At 72.4% G+C, this 21233-nt stretch carries 21 protein-coding genes and 2 tRNA genes; 4 read left to right on the top strand and 19 right to left on the bottom strand.

Going from position 1 to position 21233, the window contains the following annotated elements:
- Positions 1-145 precede the first annotated feature (145 nt).
- From ruvB to pgsA, 11 genes are all read right to left on the bottom strand, one after another.
- Positions 146-1231: a Holliday junction branch migration DNA helicase RuvB gene (ruvB, locus tag ACFV0O_RS09005; protein WP_380338749.1), complete on the bottom strand. Its 1086-nt coding sequence runs from the start codon at positions 1229-1231 to the stop codon at positions 146-148.
- A 55-nt stretch (positions 1232-1286) separates the two neighbouring features.
- Positions 1287-1898 carry a Holliday junction branch migration protein RuvA gene (gene ruvA, locus ACFV0O_RS09000; protein ID WP_380338367.1) on the bottom strand — a complete coding sequence of 204 codons (612 nt, stop codon included), beginning with the start codon at positions 1896-1898 and terminating at the stop codon, positions 1287-1289.
- Entirely contained in the window at positions 1895-2488 is a 594-nt protein-coding gene (gene ruvC, locus ACFV0O_RS08995) for a crossover junction endodeoxyribonuclease RuvC (RefSeq protein ID WP_380338364.1), read from the bottom strand. The genes ruvA and ruvC overlap by 4 nt, the downstream gene beginning before the upstream one ends.
- A gap of 157 nt (positions 2489-2645) precedes the next feature.
- Complete coding sequence (locus ACFV0O_RS08990) at positions 2646-3404, bottom strand: YebC/PmpR family DNA-binding transcriptional regulator (RefSeq protein WP_360266304.1); 759 nt, start codon at positions 3402-3404, stop codon at positions 2646-2648.
- A 122-nt stretch (positions 3405-3526) separates the two neighbouring features.
- On the bottom strand, positions 3527-4150 hold the full coding sequence (gene pdxT, locus ACFV0O_RS08985; RefSeq protein WP_360266301.1) for a pyridoxal 5'-phosphate synthase glutaminase subunit PdxT: 624 nt from the start codon (positions 4148-4150) through the stop codon (positions 3527-3529).
- Positions 4151-4253: 103 nt separating this feature from the next.
- A complete protein-coding gene (gene pdxS, locus ACFV0O_RS08980) occupies positions 4254-5165 on the bottom strand; it encodes a pyridoxal 5'-phosphate synthase lyase subunit PdxS (RefSeq protein WP_380338359.1) in 912 nt (303 codons plus the stop codon).
- Positions 5166-5293: 128 nt separating this feature from the next.
- On the bottom strand, positions 5294-5794 hold the full coding sequence (locus ACFV0O_RS08975) for a hypothetical protein (protein ID WP_380338747.1): 501 nt from the start codon (positions 5792-5794) through the stop codon (positions 5294-5296).
- 88 nt (positions 5795-5882) lie between these two features.
- Positions 5883-6251, bottom strand: coding sequence for a 5-carboxymethyl-2-hydroxymuconate Delta-isomerase (locus tag ACFV0O_RS08970; RefSeq protein WP_380338356.1), 369 nt, complete (start codon positions 6249-6251; stop codon positions 5883-5885).
- A 90-nt stretch (positions 6252-6341) separates the two neighbouring features.
- A complete protein-coding gene (locus ACFV0O_RS08965) occupies positions 6342-7526 on the bottom strand; it encodes a glycosyltransferase family 4 protein (RefSeq protein ID WP_380338354.1) in 1185 nt (394 codons plus the stop codon).
- A 41-nt stretch (positions 7527-7567) separates the two neighbouring features.
- Entirely contained in the window at positions 7568-8530 is a 963-nt protein-coding gene (locus tag ACFV0O_RS08960) for a phosphatidylinositol mannoside acyltransferase (RefSeq protein ID WP_380338351.1), read from the bottom strand.
- A gap of 16 nt (positions 8531-8546) precedes the next feature.
- Positions 8547-9194 (bottom strand): phosphatidylinositol phosphate synthase, encoded by a 648-nt coding sequence (gene pgsA, locus ACFV0O_RS08955; RefSeq protein ID WP_380338348.1) that lies wholly within the window; start codon positions 9192-9194, stop codon positions 8547-8549.
- Positions 9195-9470: 276 nt separating this feature from the next.
- Between pgsA and ACFV0O_RS08950 the strand changes: the two genes are divergently transcribed.
- Positions 9471-11519, top strand: coding sequence for an elongation factor G-like protein EF-G2 (locus ACFV0O_RS08950; protein ID WP_360266287.1), 2049 nt, complete (start codon positions 9471-9473; stop codon positions 11517-11519).
- An 83-nt stretch (positions 11520-11602) separates the two neighbouring features.
- Here ACFV0O_RS08950 and ACFV0O_RS08945 read toward each other — a convergent pair whose 3' ends face one another.
- A complete protein-coding gene (locus ACFV0O_RS08945) occupies positions 11603-12028 on the bottom strand; it encodes a thiol-disulfide oxidoreductase DCC family protein (protein ID WP_380338346.1) in 426 nt (141 codons plus the stop codon).
- Between the two features lie 204 nt (positions 12029-12232).
- Here ACFV0O_RS08945 and ACFV0O_RS08940 point away from each other — a divergent pair, with 204 nt between their 5' ends.
- Positions 12233-13879, top strand: coding sequence for a hypothetical protein (locus ACFV0O_RS08940; protein WP_360266281.1), 1647 nt, complete (start codon positions 12233-12235; stop codon positions 13877-13879).
- An 85-nt stretch (positions 13880-13964) separates the two neighbouring features.
- On the opposite strand, the gene ACFV0O_RS08935 is transcribed toward ACFV0O_RS08940, so the two are convergent.
- From ACFV0O_RS08935 to ACFV0O_RS08920, 4 genes are all read right to left on the bottom strand, one after another.
- On the bottom strand, positions 13965-14525 hold the full coding sequence (locus ACFV0O_RS08935) for an HIT domain-containing protein (protein ID WP_360266278.1): 561 nt from the start codon (positions 14523-14525) through the stop codon (positions 13965-13967).
- A gap of 81 nt (positions 14526-14606) precedes the next feature.
- Positions 14607-16586, bottom strand: a complete 1980-nt coding sequence (gene thrS, locus ACFV0O_RS08930) for a threonine--tRNA ligase (RefSeq protein ID WP_380338341.1) — start codon at positions 16584-16586, stop codon at positions 14607-14609.
- 122 nt (positions 16587-16708) lie between these two features.
- The gene (locus ACFV0O_RS08925) at positions 16709-17872 is read right to left on the bottom strand and encodes a hypothetical protein (protein WP_380338339.1); all 1164 of its coding nucleotides are present in this window, start codon (positions 17870-17872) and stop codon (positions 16709-16711) included.
- A 32-nt stretch (positions 17873-17904) separates the two neighbouring features.
- Complete coding sequence (locus ACFV0O_RS08920; RefSeq protein ID WP_380338336.1) at positions 17905-18459, bottom strand: DUF4365 domain-containing protein; 555 nt, start codon at positions 18457-18459, stop codon at positions 17905-17907.
- Positions 18460-18626: 167 nt separating this feature from the next.
- On the opposite strand from ACFV0O_RS08920, the gene ACFV0O_RS08915 reads away from it, so the two are divergent.
- A complete protein-coding gene (locus ACFV0O_RS08915) occupies positions 18627-19394 on the top strand; it encodes an exonuclease domain-containing protein (RefSeq protein ID WP_380338334.1) in 768 nt (255 codons plus the stop codon).
- 79 nt (positions 19395-19473) lie between these two features.
- Here the strand turns inward: ACFV0O_RS08915 and ACFV0O_RS08910 are convergent.
- The 3 genes from ACFV0O_RS08910 to ACFV0O_RS08900 form a co-directional block, all read right to left on the bottom strand.
- Positions 19474-19545, bottom strand: a tRNA-Val gene (locus tag ACFV0O_RS08910).
- 207 nt (positions 19546-19752) lie between these two features.
- Positions 19753-19824: transfer RNA gene (locus ACFV0O_RS08905), tRNA-Val, on the bottom strand.
- A gap of 78 nt (positions 19825-19902) precedes the next feature.
- Positions 19903-20358, bottom strand: a complete 456-nt coding sequence (locus tag ACFV0O_RS08900) for a TIGR02611 family protein (RefSeq protein WP_380338331.1) — start codon at positions 20356-20358, stop codon at positions 19903-19905.
- 195 nt (positions 20359-20553) lie between these two features.
- Between ACFV0O_RS08900 and ACFV0O_RS08895 the strand changes: the two genes are divergently transcribed.
- On the top strand, positions 20554-20967 hold the full coding sequence (locus ACFV0O_RS08895) for an SsgA family sporulation/cell division regulator (protein ID WP_030056266.1): 414 nt from the start codon (positions 20554-20556) through the stop codon (positions 20965-20967).
- Positions 20968-21233 lie beyond the last annotated feature (266 nt).

Below are 21233 nucleotides of genomic sequence, written 5' to 3'. Positions count from 1 at the left end.
GCCAAGCATCGCATCCTGCCGCCGAAAGTGGCGACCCTCCGCCTGCACAGTTTCCCCGGGCTTCGTTCCCGGCTCCTCCTTGCGGTGCGGTGGCCGCACCGGGCGGGAACGCACCACCGCGGCTCACCCGTTCAGCCGATGGCGGTCAACTTTCGTCGGCCGGGAAGAGCTCCGGCTGGGGCGGCACACCGCCCCGGGAGGTCTGGACCGACGGGGTCTGCACCGACGGGGTCAGGCCGAGGTGCTGCCAGGCCGCGGCGGTGGCGATCCGCCCGCGCGGGGTCCGGGCGAGCAGGCCCTCGCGGACCAGGAAGGGCTCCGCCACCTCCTCGACCGTCTCGGCCTCCTCCCCCACGGCGACCGCGAGTGTCGACAAACCGACCGGTCCGCCGCCGAACAGCCGCAGCAGCGCGTCCAGCACCGCGCGGTCCAGCCGGTCCAGGCCGCGGTCGTCCACCTCGTAGACGGCCAGCGCCTGGGCGGCGATCCCGGCGGTGACCACCCCGTCGTGCCGGACCTGCGCGTAGTCGCGGACCCGGCGCAGCAGCCGGTTGGCGATGCGGGGCGTGCCGCGCGAGCGCCCGGCGATCTCGGCCGCGCCGGCCGGGTCTATCTCGACGTCCAGCAGCGCGGCCGAGCGGTGCACCACCCGCTGGAGCTCGGCCGGGGCGTAGAACTCCATGTGACCGGTGAAGCCGAAGCGGTCGCGCAGCGGCGGCGGCAGCAGGCCGGCCCGGGTGGTGGCGCCGACGAGCGTGAAGGGCGGCAGCTCCAGCGGGATGGCGGTGGCGCCCGGACCCTTGCCGACGATCACGTCGACCCGGAAGTCCTCCATCGCCATGTACAGCATCTCCTCGGCGGGCCGGGACATCCGGTGGATCTCGTCGAGGAAGAGCACCTCCCCCTCGGTGAGCGAGGACAGGATCGCCGCGAGGTCACCCGCGTGCTGGATCGCCGGGCCGGAGGTGATCCGGATCGGGGCGCCCAGCTCGGCCGCGATGATCATGGAGAGGGTGGTCTTGCCCAGCCCGGGCGGCCCGCTCAGCAGGACGTGGTCGGGCGCGGCGCCGCGCTTGCGGGCGGCCTGGAGCACCAGGGACAGCTGCTCGCGCACCCGCTCCTGGCCGATGAACTCGTCCAGCAGCTTGGGGCGCAGCGCCGCCTCCACCGCCTGGTCCTCACCGTCGGCGGCAGCCGTGACCAGCCGGTCGGCGGGTTCCGAGTCGTACATCGTGGCGTGCTCCAGGGTCTCCGAAGTCGACAAAGGGACAGATCGTCAGGTGGTCTCAGCGGGCCCGGTTGAGGCCCCGCAGCGCGAGCCGGAGCAGGGCGCCGACGTCCGGCGTCTGCTGGGCCTCGGCCTCCGGGGTGACGGCCGCGACCGCTTCGTCCGCCTCGCGCGGGGCGTAGCCGAGGCCGGTCAGCGCGGAGTGCAGCTGCTCGCTCCACGGCGCCGGGCCGCTCGCGATCGGCTTCTGCGCGGGCACCGCGCCGTGCGGAGCGCCCAGCTTGTCCTTGTACTCCAACAGCAGCTTGGCCGCCTTCGCCTTGCCGATGCCCGGGACGGCGACCAGCGCCTTCTCGTCACCGTTCGCGATCGCGGCCCGCAGCGCGTCGGGGCTGTGCACCCCGAGGATCGCCTGCGCCAGCTTGGGGCCGACGCCCGGCGCGGCCTGCAGGATCTCGAAGACGGCGCGCTCGTCGTCGTCCGCGAAGCCGAACAGCGTCAGCGAGTCCTCCCGGACCACCAGCGAGGTCGCCAGCCGGGCCGACTCGCCCAGCCGCAGACCGGCCAGGGTGTTCGGGGTGCACTGCACCGCCATGCCCACCCCGCCGACCTCGACCACCGCGAGCCCCGAGGAGATGGCCGCCACGGGCCCTTGAACGAAGGCGATCACCGGCCGGTGCCTTTCACAGGAGCAGTACCTCTCGGGTAAGCGGAACGGGCTCTCGCCGGTTCGGAGCGGGGGGCGGCGCGGGCGGCCAGGACGGCGGCCTCCAGGCGGTTGGTCGCCCCGCCGCGCCAGATGTGACAGATCGCGAGCGCCAGCGCGTCGGCGGCGTCCGCCGGCTTGGGCGGGGCGTCCAGCCGCAGCAGGCGCTGCACCATGGCCGTGACCTGGGCCTTGTCGGCCCGGCCGGAGCCGGTGACGGCCGCCTTGACCTCACTCGGGGTGTGCAGGGTGACGGGGATGCCGCGGCGCGTCGCGCAGAGCATCGCGACGGCGCTGGCCTGGGCCGTGCCCATCACCGTCCGCACGTTGTGCTGGGCGAAGACCCGCTCGACGGCGACCAGGTCGGGCCGGTGCTCGTCCAGCCAGGCCTCGATGCCCTGCTCGACCAGCAGCAGCCGCTGCCCGATCTCGGCGTCGGCGGGCGTGCGCACCACCCCGACCCCGGCCATCCGCAGGGGCCGGCCCGGCGCGCCCTCGACCACGCCGACCCCGCACCTGGTCAGCCCCGGGTCCACGCCCAGTACCCGTACCACTCGCCCCGCCTCTCCCTGACTCGCCACTCGCGGCGAAGGACCTCCGCAGGCTACCGCCCGGGTCCGACAACCCGACCGACGACACCGGCCCGGCGGTCCTGGGACCACCGGGCCGGGCAGTGGGAACGATCACCCACCGACGATCACTGGGCAGTGATCACTCGGCGTCGAGCTGCGCACCGACCTCGTCGGAGATGTCGAAGTTGGCGAAGACGTTCTGCACGTCGTCGCTGTCCTCCAGGGCGTCGATCAGCTTGAGGATCTTGCGGGCGCCGTCGACGTCCAGCTCGACCTGCATGCTCGGGAGGAAGTTGGCCTCGGCCGAGTCGTAGTCGACGCCGGCGTCCACCAGCGCGGTGCGCACGGCGACCATCTTGGAGGCCTCGGAGACGATCTCGAACGACTCGCCGAGGTCGTTGATCTCCTCGGGCTCCTGGTCCAGGACGACCTCGAAGAGCTTGTCCTCGTCCACGCCGTCGGCCTTGGGCACGATGACAACGCCCTTGCGGGCGAAGAGGTACGACACCGAGCCCGGGTCGGCCATCGAGCCACCGTTGCGGGTCATCGCGACGCGGACGTCGGAGGCCGCGCGGTTGCGGTTGTCCGTGAGGCACTCGATCAGGACGGCGACGCCGTTGGGGCCGTAGCCCTCGTACATGATGGTCTGGTAGTCGGCGCCGCCGGCCTCCAGACCGCCACCGCGCTTGACGGCGCGGTTGATGTTGTCGATCGGGACCGAGCTCTTCTTCGCCTTCTGGATGGCGTCGTAGAGGGTCGGGTTGCCCTGCGGGTCGGGACCGCCCGTGCGCGCCGCCACCTCGATGTTCTTGATCATCTTGGCGAAGAGCTTGCCGCGCTTGGCGTCGATCACGGCCTTCTTGTGCTTGGTGGTAGCCCACTTAGAGTGGCCGGACATCGCCAGCTCCTTTACGTCGCCAAAGGGAAATGAACAGATGAGATCTTACCGGTGTCGTCACCGGTGAGGTGCACACGGTCAGCGCGCGGTCAACACGCGCCCGTCCCGCACCCGGCCCGCGGTCAGCCCGCGACGGCCGCGAGGTGCTCCTCGACCATCTTCACGAAGTACGCGTGCACCCGGTGGTCGCCGGTCAGCTCCGGGTGGAAGGAGGTGGCCAGCAGGTTGCCCTGGCGCACGGCCACGATCCGGCTGTCCGGACCGTCCGCGGCGGGCAGCTCGGCCAGCACCTCGACGCCCGCGCCGACCGCCTCGACCCAGGGGGCGCGGATGAAGACGCCGTGCACCGGCGCGTCGTCCAGGCCCTTGAAGGCGATCCCGGACTCGAAGGACTCGTTCTGCCGGCCGAAGGCGTTGCGGCGCACCGTCATGTCGATGCCGCCGACGCTCTCCTGGTCCTCCCGACCGTCCAGGATCTTGTCCGCGAGCATGATCATGCCCGCGCAGGTGCCGTACACCGGCATCCCCGCGGCCACCCGCTCGCGCACCGGGTCCATCACGCCGAACAGCAGCGCCAGCTTGGACATGGTGGTGGACTCCCCACCGGGGATCACCAGTGCGTCGACCTCGGCCAGCTCCTCGGCGCGGCGCACCGGACGGGCGAGCGCGTCGGCCTCGGCCAGCGCCACCAGGTGCTCGCGGACGTCGCCCTGCAGGGCGAGGACGCCGATGACTGGAGTGCTCACGGTCTTCAACCTCAATCGATCGTTACTACGGACGTACGTGGCGCGGCCCGCCGCGGCGCCGAAGCGCTGCGGCGGGCCCTGACCTTCGGAACCCGCGGGGCGACTACCAGCCGCGGTTGGCGTAGCGCTCGGTCTCCGGCAGGGTGTCGCAGTTGATGCCGACCATGGCCTCGCCCAGGTTGCGGGAGGCGTCCGCGATGATCTTCGGGTCGTCGTAGAAGGTGGTGGCCTTCACGATGGCCGCGGCGCGCTTGGCCGGGTCGCCCGACTTGAAGATGCCGGAGCCGACGAAGACGCCCTCGGCGCCCAGCTGGCGCATCAGCGCGGCGTCGGCCGGGGTGGCCACGCCACCGGCGGAGAACAGCACGACCGGCAGCTTGCCGAGCTCGGCGACCTCCTTGACCAGCTCGTACGGGGCGCGCAGCTCCTTGGCGGCGGCGTACAGCTCGTTGTTGTCCAGGGCGCGCAGCCGGCCGATCTCGTTCTTGATCTGGCGCAGGTGGCGGACGGCCTCGACGACGTTGCCGGTGCCGGCCTCGCCCTTCGAGCGGATCATGGCCGCGCCCTCGGCGATGCGGCGCAGGGCCTCGCCCAGGTTGGTGGCGCCACAGACGAACGGGGTGGTGAAGGCGAACTTGTCCGAGTGGTTGACCTCGTCGGCCGGGGTCAGCACCTCGGACTCGTCGATGTAGTCGACGCCGAGCGACTGCAGGACCTGGGCCTCGACGAAGTGGCCGATGCGGGACTTGGCCATCACCGGGATGGAGACCGCGGCGATGATCTCCTCGATCATGTTCGGGTCGGACATGCGGGCCACGCCGCCGTCCTTGCGGATGTCGGCCGGAACCCGCTCCAGGGCCATGACGGCGACCGCCCCGGCGTCCTCGGCGATCTTGGCCTGCTCGGCGTTGACCACGTCCATGATCACACCGCCCTTGAGCTGCTCGGCCATGCCGCGCTTGACCCGGGCGGTGCCGATCTGCGGCTGGTCTGCGGTGGTGGGGGTGGTGGACACGTGAGACCTCACTCGAAGATGAACCAGTGCTATCGCCCTATGGTAGGCGGAACAGGGGGCCCCTCCATGCGCCACCAAGTCCAGCCAGGGCGAAGGGATACGACAAACGGGCCGTATCCCCGGACACCCTATGCAGGCGCCCCTTCCGGCGTGAGAGCGGGCGGCGGGGCGTCGTCCATCTCGAAGGCCATCGGGAACGGCGCCTTCCCCGCCAGCCGGAAGTACCGCACCAGCCGGTGCTCGCGCACCGCCCGCGCCGCCCGCACCGCGTCGTTGTGGAACCGACGGGCCATCGGCACCCGGCGCACCGCGGCCGTCAGATCACGAACCGCGTCCTCCCCGCCCGGCTCGGCCACCAGCGCCGCCACCTGCGCCGGCTCCTCCAGCACCGCCCGCAGCGCCAGGCTCAACTGGCTCTCCGCCACCTCGCGCTGCTCGTCGTCGGCCTGCCGGGCCGCGTGCGCCGCGTCCAGCAGCAGCAGCGACGCCGCCGGGTCCAGCAGCGAGGACGTCGCCAGCTCCATCGCCACCGAGGCCCGGCGGACCAGCTGCGCGTCCAGTGCCGCCCGCGCGGCGTCGATCCGGGCGTGCAGCCGGTCCAAGCGGCCGGCCGTCCAACTCAGGTACATGCCGAAGAGCACCACGGCCACGCCGGCCCAGATCCAGGTAGTCACGGGCCGCTACGTTACCGGGTGTCACCGGGCGGCCCGACCGGCGTCAGCCGACCGCGACCGCGTTGCGGTAGCTCTCCCGGTCGATGTCCGCCACGTTGACGGCGGTGAACAGCCGGGTGCCCGGCGCCGGCCGGACGTACGCGGCCAGCAGCGCCAGGACGCCCTCGCCGAGCGCCGCCTTCGCCTCCGGCGTCCGGCCCGGGAACATCTGGACCTCGACGTACACCTGGACGTCGGCCGGGGTCCCGCTCGTACCGACCACGAGCTCCTCGCTCTGCCGGAACAGCGTCTTGCAGGACTCGGGCTTCGCGCCGACGGTGTCCTCGGCGAGCCGGTTGATCGCCAGGCCCAGCGCCCGGCGGTCGAAGCCGCCGGCCAGGCCGGCCGAGTAGTCGACGGAGATGTGCGGCATCGTCTTCCCCCATGCGGTGAAGCAGTACGGTCGGCCCGACCCTAACCCCACCGACACCCGGGCCCGACCCGGCCCCACCACCGTGCGGGCTCAGTCCCTGGCCAGCCCGAACCGGCCGCGCCGCCCGCTGCGCTCGTCCTCCTCGACGACTGCGGCGGCCCCCGCCGTCACCGTCTCGTACACGGCCAGGATGTCCGCGCCCACGGTCGACCAGTCGAACCGCCGCACGTGCCGCGAGGCCGCCTTGCGCAGCTCGTCCAGCCGCCCCGGATCGTCCAGCAGCCGCAACGCCGTCCGGGCCAGCGCGTCCGCGTCCTCCACCGGGAACAGCTCGCCCGCGTCCCCGCCGTCCAGCACCTGCTTGAACGCGTCCAGGTCGCTCGCCAGCACCGGGGCGCCCGCCGACATCGCCTCGACCAGGATGATCCCGAAGCTCTCGCCGCCCGTGTTCGGCGCCACGTACAGGTCCACGCTGCGCAGCAGCCGGGCCTTCTCCTCGTCGCTCACCATGCCGAGGAACTCCACCTGCCGGCGCACCTCCGGCGCCAAGCCCGCGACGGCCTCCGCCTCGTCGCCCTTGCCCGCCACCAGCAGCCGCACCCCCGGCCGCTCCGCCAGGATCCGCGGCAGCGCCGCCAGCAGCGTCGGCAGGCCCTTGCGCGGCTCGTTGATCCGGCCGATGAAGCCGATCGTGCCCGGCTGCCCCTTCGCCGCGCCGCCCGTCCAGCGCTCGTCCGGCTCGGCGTCCGCGAAGAAGCCCACGTCCACGCCGTTCGGGATCACCACGGCGTCCCCGCCCAGGTGCTCCACCAGGGTCCGCCGGGCGTACTCCGACACCGCGATCCGGGCCCGCATCTTCTCCAGGCCCGGCTGCAGGATCGGCGAGGCCGCGATCATCGCCCGCGAACGCGGGTTGGAGGTGTGGAACGTCCCCACCATCGGCCCGGTCGCCGACCAGGCGGCGAGCATCGACAGGCTCGGCGAGGCCGGCTCGTGGACGTGCAGGATGTCGAAGCGCCCGTCGTGCAGCCACCGCCGCACCCGTGCCGCCGACAGGATGCCGAAGCTCAGCCGCGCCACCGACCCGTTGTACGGCACCGCCACCGCCCGCCCGGCCGAGACCACGTACGGCGGCAGCGCCTCGTCGTCCTCGGCCGGCGCCAGCACCGACACCTCGTGCCCCAGGCCGATCAGGTGCTCGGCCAGGTCCCGGATGTGGAACTGCACCCCGCCGGGGACGTCCCAGTCGTACGGGCAGACGATGCCGATCTTCACGGGTTCCTCAAGCTCCTTCGGACAGTCGTAAGGGTCGGCGGTCAGGACCCGGAGGCCTCGGCCGCGGGCTCGGGCGCCGATTCCGCGGGCACCGCGGACGGCTCCTTCACCGTCTCACGGGTCGGCAGGTCGGCCAGCCAGAACTTCTGCAGCATGTGCCAGTCCTCCGGGTGCTCGCGGACGTCGCGCTCCCACACCGCCGCCATCGCCTGGGTCATCGCCCGCGCCTGCTCCTTGCGGTCACCCTCCCCGGGCACCGCCACCTCGGGGTGGATCCGCGCCCGCAGCACCGGGCCGTCGTACCAGAGCGTCACCGGCAGCAGCGCCGCACCGGTGCGCTGGCACAGCGCCGCCGGACCGGCCGGCATCCGGGTCGCCTCACCGAAGAAGGACACCTCGATGCCAGCCTCCGACAGGTCCCGGTCCCCCACCAGACACACCAGCCGGCCCTCGCGCAGCCGCCGCGCCAGCGTGCCGATCACGTTCACCGAACCGCCGGTCAGCGCCAGGACCTCCATGCCCTGGCCCTCCCGGAACTCCACGAACCGGTCGAACAGCCGCTCCGGCTTCAACCGCTCCGCGACCGTCGTGAACGGGTAGCCCTGCTGTGCCACCCAGGTGCCCGCCAGGTCCCAGTTGCCCATGTGCGGCAGCGCTATCACCGCGCCCCGGCCGGTGTCCACCGCCGCCCGCAGGTGCTCGAATCCGTCCACCTGCACGTCCCGGGCCACCCGCTCCCGGCTCCACACCGGCAGCCGGAACGACTCCATCCAGTACCGCAGGTACGAGCGCATCCCGGCCCGCGACAACGACCGCAGCGCGGCGTCGTCCAGCTCCGGACGGACCCGGCGCAGGTTCGCCTCCAGCTGCAGCACCCGCTTGCCGCGCTTGCGCCACGCGTAGTCCGCCAGCCGCTCGAACAGCCCCCGCGCCACCGGCTCCGGGAGGTGTTTCAGCAGCCCCCACCCCAGCGCGTACGCCCAGTACACCAGTCGGTCCGTCACCGCAGGACGCCCCCCATCAGCTCCCGGCCGCCGCTCGGTCGGCCTCGAACGCCTCCCGGCGCACGGTCAGCATCCGCTGGAACACCGTCACCAGGCTGCCCACCGCCACCAGCCACAGCGCCACCGGCAGCAGCCACTCCACGTACGGCACGCCGAACGTGTGCAGACCCGCGATCCCGGCCGCCACCAGGCTGGCCACCAGCCGCTCGGCCCGCTCCACCAGCCCCGACACGTCACACGGCAGGCCCTGGCTCTCCGCCCTCGCCTTCGTGTACGACACCACCAGACCGCTCGCCAGGCAGAAGATCGCCACCGCGCACAGCAGGTTGTCGTCGCCCTTGCCGGCGTACCACATCGCCAGGCCGCCGAAGATCGCCGCGTCCGCGACCCGGTCCAGCGTGGAGTCCAGGAACGCCCCCCACTTGCTGGTCCGGCCCAGCTGACGGGCCATGTTCCCGTCCACCAGGTCCGAGAAGATGAACAGCGTGATCGTGATGGTGCCCCAGAAGAACTCCCCGCGCGGGAAGAACACCAGCGCACCGGCCACCGAACCGGCCGTCCCGACCAGCGTCACGGTGTCCGGGCTCACACCCAGACGGATCAGGAACGCGGCGAACGGGGTCAGAACACGTGTGAAGAAGGCACGCGCGTATTTGTTGAGCATGGCCTTCCCAGCCGCCCCGATCTCCCGGATACCCGCCTGGCGCAACACGCGCGGCAGACGGCCGGACGGATCAGCCCGTCCGGCGCACCCATCGTAGCCACGCCCGGGACACGCTCCACCGCACGCACCGCCGGACCGCACCCCCGCCACGGCACGCACACGTACGGTCACCGCCCGGCCGTGCGACGCCCACCCCGGCCCCGCCGCACAGGCGGCGGCTCGAAGACCGGCCCTAAACTGCGAAGGACAGCCTCGGCGCCACGGGAGGAGACCCCGATGCCCGACCGCAGCACGGCACGAGCCGGCCAGGCACCCGCCGTCACCGGCCCCCGGGACCTGCGCAACGTCGTCCTCATCGGCTCCAGCGGTGTGGGCAAGACCACCCTCGCCGAGTCCCTCGCCCACGCCGCCGGCGCCACCGGCCGCGCCGGACGCGTCACCGACGGCACCACCGTCTCCGACCACGAGGACATCGAGCACCAGCAACAGCGCTCCGTCCAGCTCTCGCTGCTGCCCCTCGAGTGGAAGGGCGTCAAGATCAACCTGCTCGACCCGCCCGGCCACCCCGACTTCACCGCGGACCTGCGCGCCGCCCTGCACGCCGCCGACGCCGCCGTCTTCGTCGTCTCCGCCACCGACCCGGTCACCGCCTCCACCCGCACGCTGTGGCGCGAGTGCGCCGCCGAAAACGTCCCGCGCGCCATCGCCGTCGCCAAACTCGATGTCGCCCGCACCGGCTTCGACGACATCCTCGCCGTCTGCCACGACGCCTTCGAACTCGGACCGGACACCCTCCGCCCGCTCTTCCTGCCCGTCCTCCACGACGGCCGGCCCGACGGCAGCGTCGACCTGCTCACCGGCGACACCTACGGCGACGCCACCCCGCTCCCCGACACCGGCCCCGCCCACGACAGCCTCGTCGAGGCCATCTCCGGCCAGGACGACACCCTCATGGAGCGCTACCTCTCCGGCGACACCCTCGACACCGACTCCCTCGAAGCCGGCCTGCGCCGCGAAGTCCTCGACTGCACCCTCCACCCCGCCGTCCCCACCAGCGAGAACGGCCTCGGCGCCGCCGAACTCCTCGACCTCATCGCGCACACCTTCCCCGACCCCACCGAACGCACCCGCCCCGGCCCCGACTGCGACCCCGACGCCCCGCTCGCCGCCCAGGTCATCCGCGTGACCGGCGACGCCTACGTCGGCCGGATCAGCCTGCTGCGCGTGTACGCCGGCACCCTGCGCCCCGACACCAAGATCCACCTCGTCGGCCCGGCCCACACCGCCGACCAGAACGGCGACGAACGCGTCACCGGCCTCACCAGCCCCTTCGGCAAGGTCCAGCGCCCCGTCCCGCACGCCGTCGCCGGCGACCTCGTCTGCGCCGCGAAACTCACCACCGCCCGTGCCGGCGACACCGTCCACGACCCCGGCCACCCCGTCGAACTCGACGGCTGGACCCTCCCCGAACCCCTGCTACCGATCGCCGTCGAGGCCCACAGCAAGGCCGACGACGACAAGCTCTCCCAGGGACTCACCCGGCTCACCGCCGAGGACCCGGCGCTCCGCCTCGAACAGAACCCCGACACCCACCAGCTCGTCCTCTGGTGCACCGGCGAGGCCCACGCCGAGGTCGTCCTCGACCGCCTGCGCACCCGCCACGGCGTCCACGTCGACACCGTCGAACCCAAGGTCGCCCTGCGCGAGACCTTCGGCACCGCCGCCGCCGGCCACGGACGCCTCGTCAAACAGTCCGGCGGGCACGGCCAGTACGCCATCTGCGACCTCGAGGTCGAACCCCTCCCGGCCGGCTCGGGCTTCGAGTTCCAGGAACACGTCGTCGGCGGCGCCGTCCCCAAGCACTTCATCCCCTCCGTCGAGAAGGGCGTCCGCGCCCAGCTCGCCAAGGGCGTCTCCACCGGCCACCCACTCGTCGACGTCCGGGTCACCCTCACCGACGGCAAGGCCCACTCCGTGGACTCCTCCGACGCGTCCTTCCAGAACGCCGCCGCCCTCGCCCTGCGCGACGCCGCCGAACACGCCGTCATCCGCCTGCTCGAACCCGTCGCCGCCGTCAGCGTCCTGCTGCCCGACGACTACCTCGGCGCCGTCCTCGGCGACCTCTCCGCCCGCCGCGGCCGCGTCCTCGGCACCGAAACCGCCGGCCCCGGCGTCACCCTGCTGCGGGCCGAGGTCCCCGAACTCGAACTCGTCCGCTACCCGATCGACCTGCGCTCCCTCACCCACGGCACCGCCGAGTTCTCCCGCGCCTACCTGCGCCACGAACCCATGCCCGCCGCCCTGGCCGAGCGCCAGACCGACTGAGCGCCCAGGCCGTACGGACCGCACCGACCCACCGCCGACAGCCGACAGCCGCCCGGGCGGCTGTCGGCGTCACCCGGACGGGCTCAGGGCCGGACGGGCCCGCGGTTCGGCAGCGCGCACGCGGCCGTGCCCCCCGGCATCCGGTGCCGGTTGCGCGCCACCCAGCGGTAGACCACACCCGCCACCGGCCGCACCGGCGCCGCCGTCAACACCGCGCCCAGGTACGCCCACGCCCCACCGGAGCGCATCAGCAACCGCGCGACCGCCTGTGCGCCCCCGTGCACCCGCCCGGTCGGCGTCACCCACAGCACCTCGCGCTCGGCCCGCTCGGCCGACACCTCGCCCCGACCGCCCGCGAGCCCGTCCAGCGCCCCGAGGTCCGCGAACTGGAAGGCCACCGCCTCCCAGCCCCCCGAGGCCAGCGTCTGGCGCAGGTACCGCTCCGCCCACCGCACGCAGGACGAACAGAACGCGCAGTCCCCGTCGAAGACCAGCACCGGATCCTTCACAGCGGCTCCCCTTTCCTCGCTCCCCCACCATCCTCCTCCACCCCACCGCGCCCCGCCCCGGCGGGTATCGACCGGCCCGAACCTGGGCATCATGCCTCTCGGGTCCGGCACGGCTCGAACGTGACGGTACTTCAGACGATCATCCGCGCCGGGGTGCCGCAGCACGGTAACCTGCCGCTGACAAGGGGAGGAGGGGACGCCACCGTGACCACACTCGACATGACCCCGGGTGCGCAGATACCCCGGACCGACGCCGGCCCGCAGACCGCCGTCACCCAGGCGCTCTCCTCGGCCGCGTACCGCGACGGCGAGATCGGCGACTTCGTCACGGCCGTCGCCGACGCCAAGGAGAAGAAGGGCCGCTTCGCCCTCTTCCGTCCCAACCTCGGCGAGGCCTTCAGCAAGGCCCTGGTCTCCCGCGCCCTCGGCGGCGACCGCAAACCCATCGTCCCCGCCTTCGGCGTCGACACCCGCCAGGTCGTCGAACACTGCCTGGCCGCCGAGGAGTTGCGCAACACCCGAGACCGGCAGCTGACCACCGTCACCCTGGTCACCGGCGCGCTCTTCCTCCCCGGCACCCTGCTCTGGCTCGCCGCCTTCCAGGTGCGCGCCTGGCTGAAACGGGACAACCCGAAGAACGCCGGCGTCTACGGCGGCATCGTCCTCGCGCTCGCCGCCGCACTCGCCGTCTTCCTCGTGCTGCGCCCGCCGGCCGCCGGCGCCCTCGGCGTCTACCTGCGCGTCACGATGCTCGCCCCGGTCATCGGCTGGTACCTCGCCCGGCGGATCGTCGAACGCTCCGCCAAGGACCTGCGCGCCCGCTGGCAGGCGCTGGTCGAGGGCTCCGCCGTCGCCGCCACCGTCGCCAAGGCCGTCCCCCGTGACGACCTCGACAAGAAGGCCACCACCCTGCGCGACAAGCTCGGCCGCCTCGACGCCGAGCAGGAGACCAACGTCCACCACTACGCCGGCCCCAAGGGCATCCTCGGCGCCGGGCGCCGCTGGGGCGAGTGGCGCCTCGCCGACACCCTCCACCCCGCCGACGGCCACGCCGACTTCCGTGCCTTCCACCCCTGGGACCTCGTCCGCCGGATCTCCTCCCACCTCAAGGGCCTCGGCATCAGCCACGTCGCCAACAGCGGCATGCCCAACGTCACCATCAAGCAGTGGGTGGTCTTCGACATCGGCGAGGGCGCCGACGAGATCAGCCGCCCCGGCAACGCCGACATGGACGGCGACCGGATGCGCGACTTCGCCGTGCAGAGCATCGCCGACAAGCAGACCTTCTCCGGCGGCCCCCGGCACTACCTCGCCACCCAGTTCATCACCCACGACGGCAAGCTGGTCCTCACCTTCACCGTCACGGTGACCCTGCTCGCCAACGTCCTCAACATCACGGTGTCCGGCTACGCCCTCGGGCCGGTCAAGGGCGTCTTCTTCGACAAGCCGAAGGACAAGGAGAAGTCGGTCTCCAAGACCGTGAAGTTCTGGGAGGAGCGCACCGTCAAGCTCCCCCTGATCGACAACGACGAGGTCGTCCGCCAGGCCGTCCGCGCCCCCTTCTACCGGATGCCGGGCCTGCTCGGCTGGCTCGGCGGCGGGCTCGGCCTGCCCGAGCCGTTCGGCCTGCGGCACATCTGGGCCGGCCGCGCCTGGGACAACCGCTCCATGGTCGACAACGCCATGAACGCCTCCGTCCCGGTGCTCAACGCGGTCCACAGCGCCACCCTGGAGTTCCTGCAGGAGCACGACCTCGACGCCGACCGCTTCTTCAAGACCCGCACCTCGATCATCAAGTCCGAGGCGCAGAGCCCCCGGCCGTACGACGTCGACACCTTCAACGCAGGCTGAGCCGGCCCCGCACGGCGGAGGGGCCCGCCACCGATCTCGTCGGTGACGGGCCCCTCCGCGTTCCGGCGTCCGCGTCCGGTCCGGGTCAGCCCTGCGGCCAGACCTCGGCCAGCATCTTCCGGGTGTCCGCCAGCAGCTGCGGCAGCACCTTGGTGTGGCCGACCACCGGCATGAAGTTGGTGTCCCCGCCCCAGCGCGGCACCACGTGCTGGTGCAGGTGCGCCGCGATCCCGGCGCCGGCCGCCGCGCCCTGGTTCATCCCGATGTTGAAACCGTGCGCCCCGGAAGCCGCCCGCAGCGCGGTCATCGCCTTCTTGGTGAAGTCCGCCAGCTCGGCCGTCTCCGCCCCGTCCAGGTCGGTGTAGTCGGCCACGTGCCGGTACGGGACCACCATCAGGTGCCCGCCGTTGTACGGGTACAGGTTCAGCACCGCGAAGACGGCGCTCCCCCGGGCGATGACCAGCCCGTCCTCGTCGCTCAGCGACGGGATCGAGCAGAACGGACAACCGTCGTCCGGAGCCGGGCCGGTGGGCTTGTTCTCACCCTGGATGTACGCCATCCGATGGGGGGTCCACAGGCGGCGGAAGCCGTCCGGCTCCCCGACGCCCCGCTGCAGTTCCGGCTCAGTCGTCATGCTGATCAGCATATTCGCCCGACGGTGGATGCAAAGCCGCGCGGGGCAGACTCATCGAGAGCCTGCCCCGCGCGTGACGGTCGTGCTACCGGATCACACCTGGATCCGGTTCTTGACCGCGTCCACGATCTCGGCGACGGCGTCCGCGACCGGAACGCCGTTCTTCTGCTCGCCGTTGCGGTAGCGGAAGGACACCGCGCCCGCCTCGACGTCGTCGTTGCCCGCGATCAGCATGAACGGCACCTTGCTGCGCTGCGCGTTCCTGATCTTCTTCTGCATGCGGTCGTCCGAGGTGTCCACCTCGACCCGGATCCCGTGCTTCTTCAGCTCCGCCGCGACCTCCAGCAGGTACGGCACGTGCTCGTCGGTGATCGGGATGCCGGTCACGGTGACCGGGGCCAGCCACGGCGGCATGGCGCCGGCGTAGTGCTCCAGCAGCACCGCGAAGAAGCGCTCGATCGAGCCGAACAGGGCACGGTGGATCATGACCGGACGCTGACGCGAACCGTCCGCCGCGGTGTACTCCAGGTCGAAGCGCTCCGGCAGGTTGAAGTCGAGCTGGATGGTCGACATCTGCCAGGTCCGGCCGATGGCGTCCTTCGCCTGCACCGAGATCTTCGGGCCGTAGAAGGCCGCGCCACCCGGGTCCGGCACCAGCGGCAGGCCCTGCTTCTCGGCCACGCTCGCCAGGACGGCGGTGGCCTCCTCCCAGGTCTCGTCGCTGCCGACGTACTTGACCGGGTCCTTGGTCGACAGCTCCAGGTAGAAGTCGGTCAGACCGTAGTCGCGGAGCAGGTTGAGCACGAAGGTCAGCGTGGAGTCGAGCTCCTCCGCCATCTGCTCACGGGTGCAGTAGATGTGGGCGTCGTCCTGCGTGAAGCCGCGGGCACGGGTCAGGCCGTGCACGACGCCGGACTTCTCGTAGCGGTACACCGTCCCGAACTCGAAGAGGCGCAGCGGCAGTTCACGGTACGAGCGGCCGCGCGCGTCGAAGATCAGGTTGTGCATCGGGCAGTTCATCGGCTTGAGGTAGTAGTCCACGCCCTCGTCGAGCTGCATGGGCGGGTACATGCCGTCCGCGTACCAGTCGAGGTGGCCGCTCTTCTCGAAGAGCTTCCCCTTGGTGGCGTGCGGGGTGTAGACGAACTCGTAGCCCTCTTCCTCGTGCCGCTTGCGCGAGTAGTCCTCCATCGCCCGGCGGATGATGCCGCCCTTGGGGTGGAAGACGGCGAGGCCGGAGCCGATCTCCTCGGGGATGGAGAAGAGGTCCAGCTCGTTGCCGAGCTTGCGGTGGTCGCGCTTCTCGGCCTCGACCAGGAAGTCGAGGTGGGCCTTCAGCTCGTCCTTGGACGGCCAGGCGGTGCCGTAGATGCGCTGGAGCATCGGGTTCTTCTCGCTGCCGCGCCAGTAGGCGGCCGCGTTGCGCATCAGCTTGAAGGCCGGGATGTGCCGGGTGCTGGGCAGGTGCGGGCCGCGGCAGAGGTCGCCCCAGCAGTGCTCGCCGCTCTTGGCGTCCAGGTTGTCGTAGATGGTGAGTTCGCCGGCGCCGACCTCGACGTCGGCGCCCTCGCCGGCGGTGGCGGCGGAACCCTTCAGGCCGATCAGTTCGAGCTTGTACGGCTCGGCGGCCAGCTCCTCGCGGGCGGACTCGTCGGTGACCACGCGGCGGGAGAACTTCTGCCCGCGCTTGATGATCTCCTGCATCTTCTTCTCGATGGCCTTGAGGTCATCGGGGTGGAAGGGCTTCTCGACGTCGAAGTCGTAGTAGAAGCCGTCCTTGACCGGCGGACCGATGCCGAGCTTGGCCTCGGGGTAGAGCTGCTGAACGGCCTGGGCCATGACGTGCGCGGTGGAGTGGCGCAGGATGTCGAGGCCGTCCTTGCTGCCGATCTCGACCGGCTCGACCTCGTCGCCGTCCTGGACGGCGTAGGCGAGGTCCTTGAGCTGGCCCGCGACGCGGGCGGCGATGATCGAGCGGTCGTCGGCGAAGAGCTCGGCGGCCGTGGTGCCCGTCGTCACCACGCGCTCTTCCCGATCGGGTTCGCGGCTGATGATTACCCGGACGTCCGTCACCGGTCTCTCCTGACGTGCTGGATTTCAGAGGACGCAACACTGCGCTGCGCGTGACGATGGTACCGAGAGCGCCGCCCCCGCCGTCCACCTGCCGCCCGCCTCCGCCCCTGCGGCCCGCCCCGCTACGCGCCCTCGTTGCTCTCCCCCGGGCCCTCCGCCAGGCCTTTCAGCAACCGCTCGCGGTCCTCGTCCTCCCAGCCGCACAGTTCGAAGCCTTCGGGGCGGGTCAGTCGGCGGAAGCCGCTGCGGCTCTCCAGCCGGCCGGAGACCCGGACCGGGAGGCCTGCGAGGTGGGCCTCCGCGGCGAGCCGGTAGTCGGGGTCGGGCAGCCGGAGCTTGAGTTCGCGGACCTCGGCGCCGGCGAGGACGCGCAGCCGTACCGCGCCCTGTCCGGCCGGGTCGGCGCGCTTGAGCCGGGTGACCACGCCGACGACGGTGACGGCGACGGCGGGCTCGATCCGCTCCAGCAGGTCGGCGGCCTCGGTGAGGGCGGGGAGGTCCCCGGGCGAGAAGTCGAGGACGATCCGGCGGTCCCCGAAGCCGCCCGGCGTCCCCGCGGCGGCCGACCAGGCGACGGTGAGCCGGGCGGCCGTCGCGCCGCGGACGAGTTCCTCGACGGACCGCACGAGTTCCCGGCTGACTCCGGCCCGGACGGCGTTCTCGAAGGCCTCGGGCCCGCCGCTGACCCGGCAGTAGTCGACCGCGTCGCGCAGCGCCTCCAGGGCGCGGACGAGGGTGGTGACGGCGGCCCGGCCCTCGGGGGCGGGGGTGTGCGCGGTGAGGGCGGCGCCCTGTTCGACCACCAGGACGCGGTCCAGGAAGTCCCCGGCGGGGCCGTCCAGCCGGGCGCCGAAGTGGGCGGCCCTGGTCCGGGCGGCCTTGGCCCCGGCGGCGAGCATCCCGCGCGCCGCCCGCCGGAGGCACTCGGCCTCGTCCCAGGGGGTGGCCTCGGCGGGGCCGGGCGGTTCCCGGCGCCAGCACAGTTCGTCGCCGGGGACGGCCAGGGCCAGCAGGATCGACCGGGCGGAGGGGGTGCGGGAGCGGGAGAGCGCGGTGACGGCGTCGGCGAGGAGGTCGACGGCGTCGTCGAAGCCGTCGCCGGCCGGGACGAGGAGGCTGGTGCCGGGTTCGTCGTCGGGCGGGGTCCAGCGGCCGTAGCGGGCGGCCGGTCCGCCGCGGCGGACCCAGCCGTGCCGGGCGAGCAGGGTGGCCAGCACCGCGGGGTCGACGGTGGCGGGGTCGGGCAGTGCCGGGGCCGGCTCGCCCGGTCCGCGGGGCGGTGTCATGGGTTCGGCTCCTCGCTGCCGGGGCCGGGCGGTCACGGGCTGCCGCCCGCGCCGACCCGGGCCATGATGTCGCAGAGCGCGCGGTCGTCGAAGACCTTGTCGGTGGGCACCCGGACGTTGGTCCGCCGCTGTCCGGTGACCGGGTGGCCGGCCAGGTTGACCCAGTAGCAGCAGTGCCGCAGTTCCAGGGCGTCCGGGCGGGCCCGCAGCCAGTGGTCGACCCGGCTCGGCAGCAGCATCACGACGAGGATCCGGGGCACGGCGACCCTGGCCCGGGCGAGCTTGCGCAGGTGGTCGTTGTCCAGGGTGAAGCTGAAGAACCGTCCGGCCGGGTCGGGCGCGATCTGCTGGGTGGCCTTGAGCTGGATCTTGAGGGTGACCTCGTCGTCCACCCGGTGCGCCCGGGAGCCGTGGTTGACCTGCCAGTCGATGCCGTTGTCCGGGAACGGCTGGGAGAGCGAGCAGCCGGCCGCGGCGGCGACCGCGTGCAGGTAGCCGACCTGCAGCGTCTCCATGCAGGCGGTCACCGCGAGGTTCCCCCGCAGGACGGCCGATGCCTCCTCGGGCTGCGGCTGTGTCAGTGCCATCGCCCCGCGGCCTCCCCCGGGTCCGGGCCCGTCCGGTTCGAACGGGGCAGTCGATTCGAACGGGACGGTCATGGGCAGGATCCCCGGTCGAGCCTGGGCCAAACGGGTTGAAGCACCGTCAGAACCGGGTATCAACCGGGCGCGGAACGCACGCCTGAGGGGCAGTCATGCAGCAGCACTGGTACACCGGCCCACTCGCTTCCTTCGACACCGAGACCACCGGCGTGGACGTGGAGAACGACCGGATCGTCTCGGCCGCCCTGGTCGTCCAACCCGCCCCGGGCGCACCGGTGCGGACCACCACGTGGCTCGCCGATCCGGGCGTCCCGATCCCGGACGGCGCCCGCGCGGTGCACGGCATCACCGACGAGCACGTCCGGCTGCACGGCCGATCGGCCCGTACGGTGGTGGCGGAGGTCGTCCGCGCGCTCGCGGCCGAGGCCCGGGCCGGGCACCCGGTGGTGGTGATGAACGCGCCGTACGACCTGACGCTGCTGGACCGGGAGTTGCGCCGCCATCACGGGCTGACGCTGATCGGCGGTCTGGACGCGGCGGGGCTACTGGTGCTGGACCCGCGGGTGCTGGACAAGCACGTGGACCGCTACCGCAAGGGCCGCCGGACGCTCACGGACCTGTGCGCCCACTACGGCGTGGAGCTGGCCGGGGCACACGACGCGGCGGCGGACGCGACGGCGGCGCTGGCGCTGACCCGTCGAATAGGTGCCCGTTACCCGGCGGCGCTCGGCGGGCTGACGGCGGCCGAACTGCACCTGCGGCAGACGGTCTGGCACGCGGCGCAGGCGCGCGGGCTGCAGAGCTGGTTCGACCGCTCGGGGGTGGCGGAACGGGTGGACCCGTCCTGGCCGCTGCGGCCGGCCCGGTGCGGCTGCGGGCGCCGGATGGAGCCGGAGCACGGCTGCGAGGCGGCGGCGTAGCGGACGGTCCGGCAATCGGCCCCGGAACGCACCGCAGGCCCTGACCGGTTTCCTGGTCAGGGCCTGCGTGCTGTCCGGGTGGGCGATACTGGGATCGAACCAGTGACCCCTTCGGTGTGAACGAAGTGCTCTCCCGCTGAGCTAATCGCCCGGGCAACGAGATGAACTGTAGCACCATTCGGAGGTCGTCGTACAACTCGTCCTTCCGGAGTCCCCCGACGCATCCGCAGAACTCGCGCTCCGCGCGGAAGGTGACTGCGCCTCAGCGGATTAGTGACGACTCTTCGGCGCTTTCCGGAAATACACGTGAGGCCCAGCCGATAATCGGCTGGGCCTCACGTATCACAATGCATTCCGGTGGGCGATACTGGGATCGAACCAGTGACCCCTTCGGTGTGAACGAAGTGCTCTCCCGCTGAGCTAATCGCCCGGGTGCAGGGAAAACATTACCGCATCCCGGAGGGTGCTCCGAACACGCTCCCCGTCCGCGACCCCGGGGCCGGCCCGCTCAGCTCTCGTCCGGTTGCCAGGGGAGGGTCAGGCCGTAGCGGGCGAGGTACCAGCCGCCCGCCCCGACGACGACGGCCAGCCCGAGCGCGGTGACCGTCAGGTTGCGACGGCGCACCCGGGGGTCCATCGCCCGCCGGGCCGCCTCGGCGACCTTGCGGCGGGTCCAGCGCAGGGCCCGCCGGGCCCAGGCGAACTCGGTCGCCCAGATCCCCATGCCCAGGAAGATCACCACCCAGCCCGGACCGGGCATCGGCAGCATCACCACGCCGAGCCCGACCACCGCGAGGCCGGCCACGAAGACCACCGCCTGCCAGACCCGGTGCAGCCCGCGGGAGCGGCGCACGAAGGCCGGCGCCCGCGAGCCGACCTCCCGGCCGCCGTCGACGACGTCATCCGGGGTGATCGCTTCACCCGTTCTCGTGTTCCCGGCCGTCTTGTCGTTTCGCACAGTCATGCCAGGAAACTAACCAAGAAGCGCCTCGGTAATGCCCGGCCCACCCGCTCCGGGACGAATCCGCAATGCGCCGTCAGGGGTACGACTCGCGCCCGAATCGGGACAGAGGGGTTTACATCGGTCTTGGGGGTGGGATGGTCCGTTCGCCGACGTGCGATTCCCCGAGCGCACACTGAGCGAAAGGCCATGGCGCTTATGAACACCACGGTCAGCTGCGAGCTGCACCTGCGCCTCATCGTGTCCAGCGAGTCCTCACTGCCCGTTCCCGCGGGCCTGCGCTACGACACCGCCGACCCCTACGCCGTGCACGCCACGTTCCACACGGGCGCCGACGAGACAGTGGAGTGGGTGTTCGCCCGAGATCTCCTCGCGGAGGGGCTGCACCGACCCACCGGTACCGGCGACGTCCGGGTGTGGCCGTCGCGCAGCCACGGGCAAGGGGTGGTCTGCATCGCGCTGAGCTCTCCGGAAGGAGAAGCCCTGCTGGAGGCCCCGGCCCGGGCGCTTGAGTCGTTCCTCAAGCGGACCGACGCCGCGGTGCCGCCCGGCACCGAACACCGTCACTTCGACCTCGACCGGGAGCTGTCCCACATCCTCGCCGAAAGCTGACCCCCGACCGGAGACGGTCACGCCCCGCTGTCGGCGGGGCAGCACCGCCTGCCGTCATCGCTGCCGTCCTACTCGGGGGCACGGCAGCGGACTCAGCCGCGCACGACGCGGCCTCGGGGCCGGGCGCCGTCGTCTTTCCGGCTCGTGCACGGAGACGGGCGCGCGGCGCGGCCCCCCCGGGGCGCGGCGCGCGGCACACGGCCCCGCGGGGACATGGCGCGCGGGAACCGGGCGCGCGGGGGGAGGGCGCGGGGGCGTCAGCCCGA

Origin of the sequence: Kitasatospora sp. NPDC059577 (genome assembly GCF_042735475.1) — a bacterium.
In the GTDB taxonomy this organism is placed as follows: Bacteria; Actinomycetota; Actinomycetes; order Streptomycetales; family Streptomycetaceae; genus Kitasatospora.
The sequence above is the reverse complement of the archived record's forward strand: the minus strand, read 5'-3'. Positions and strand labels throughout refer to the sequence as shown.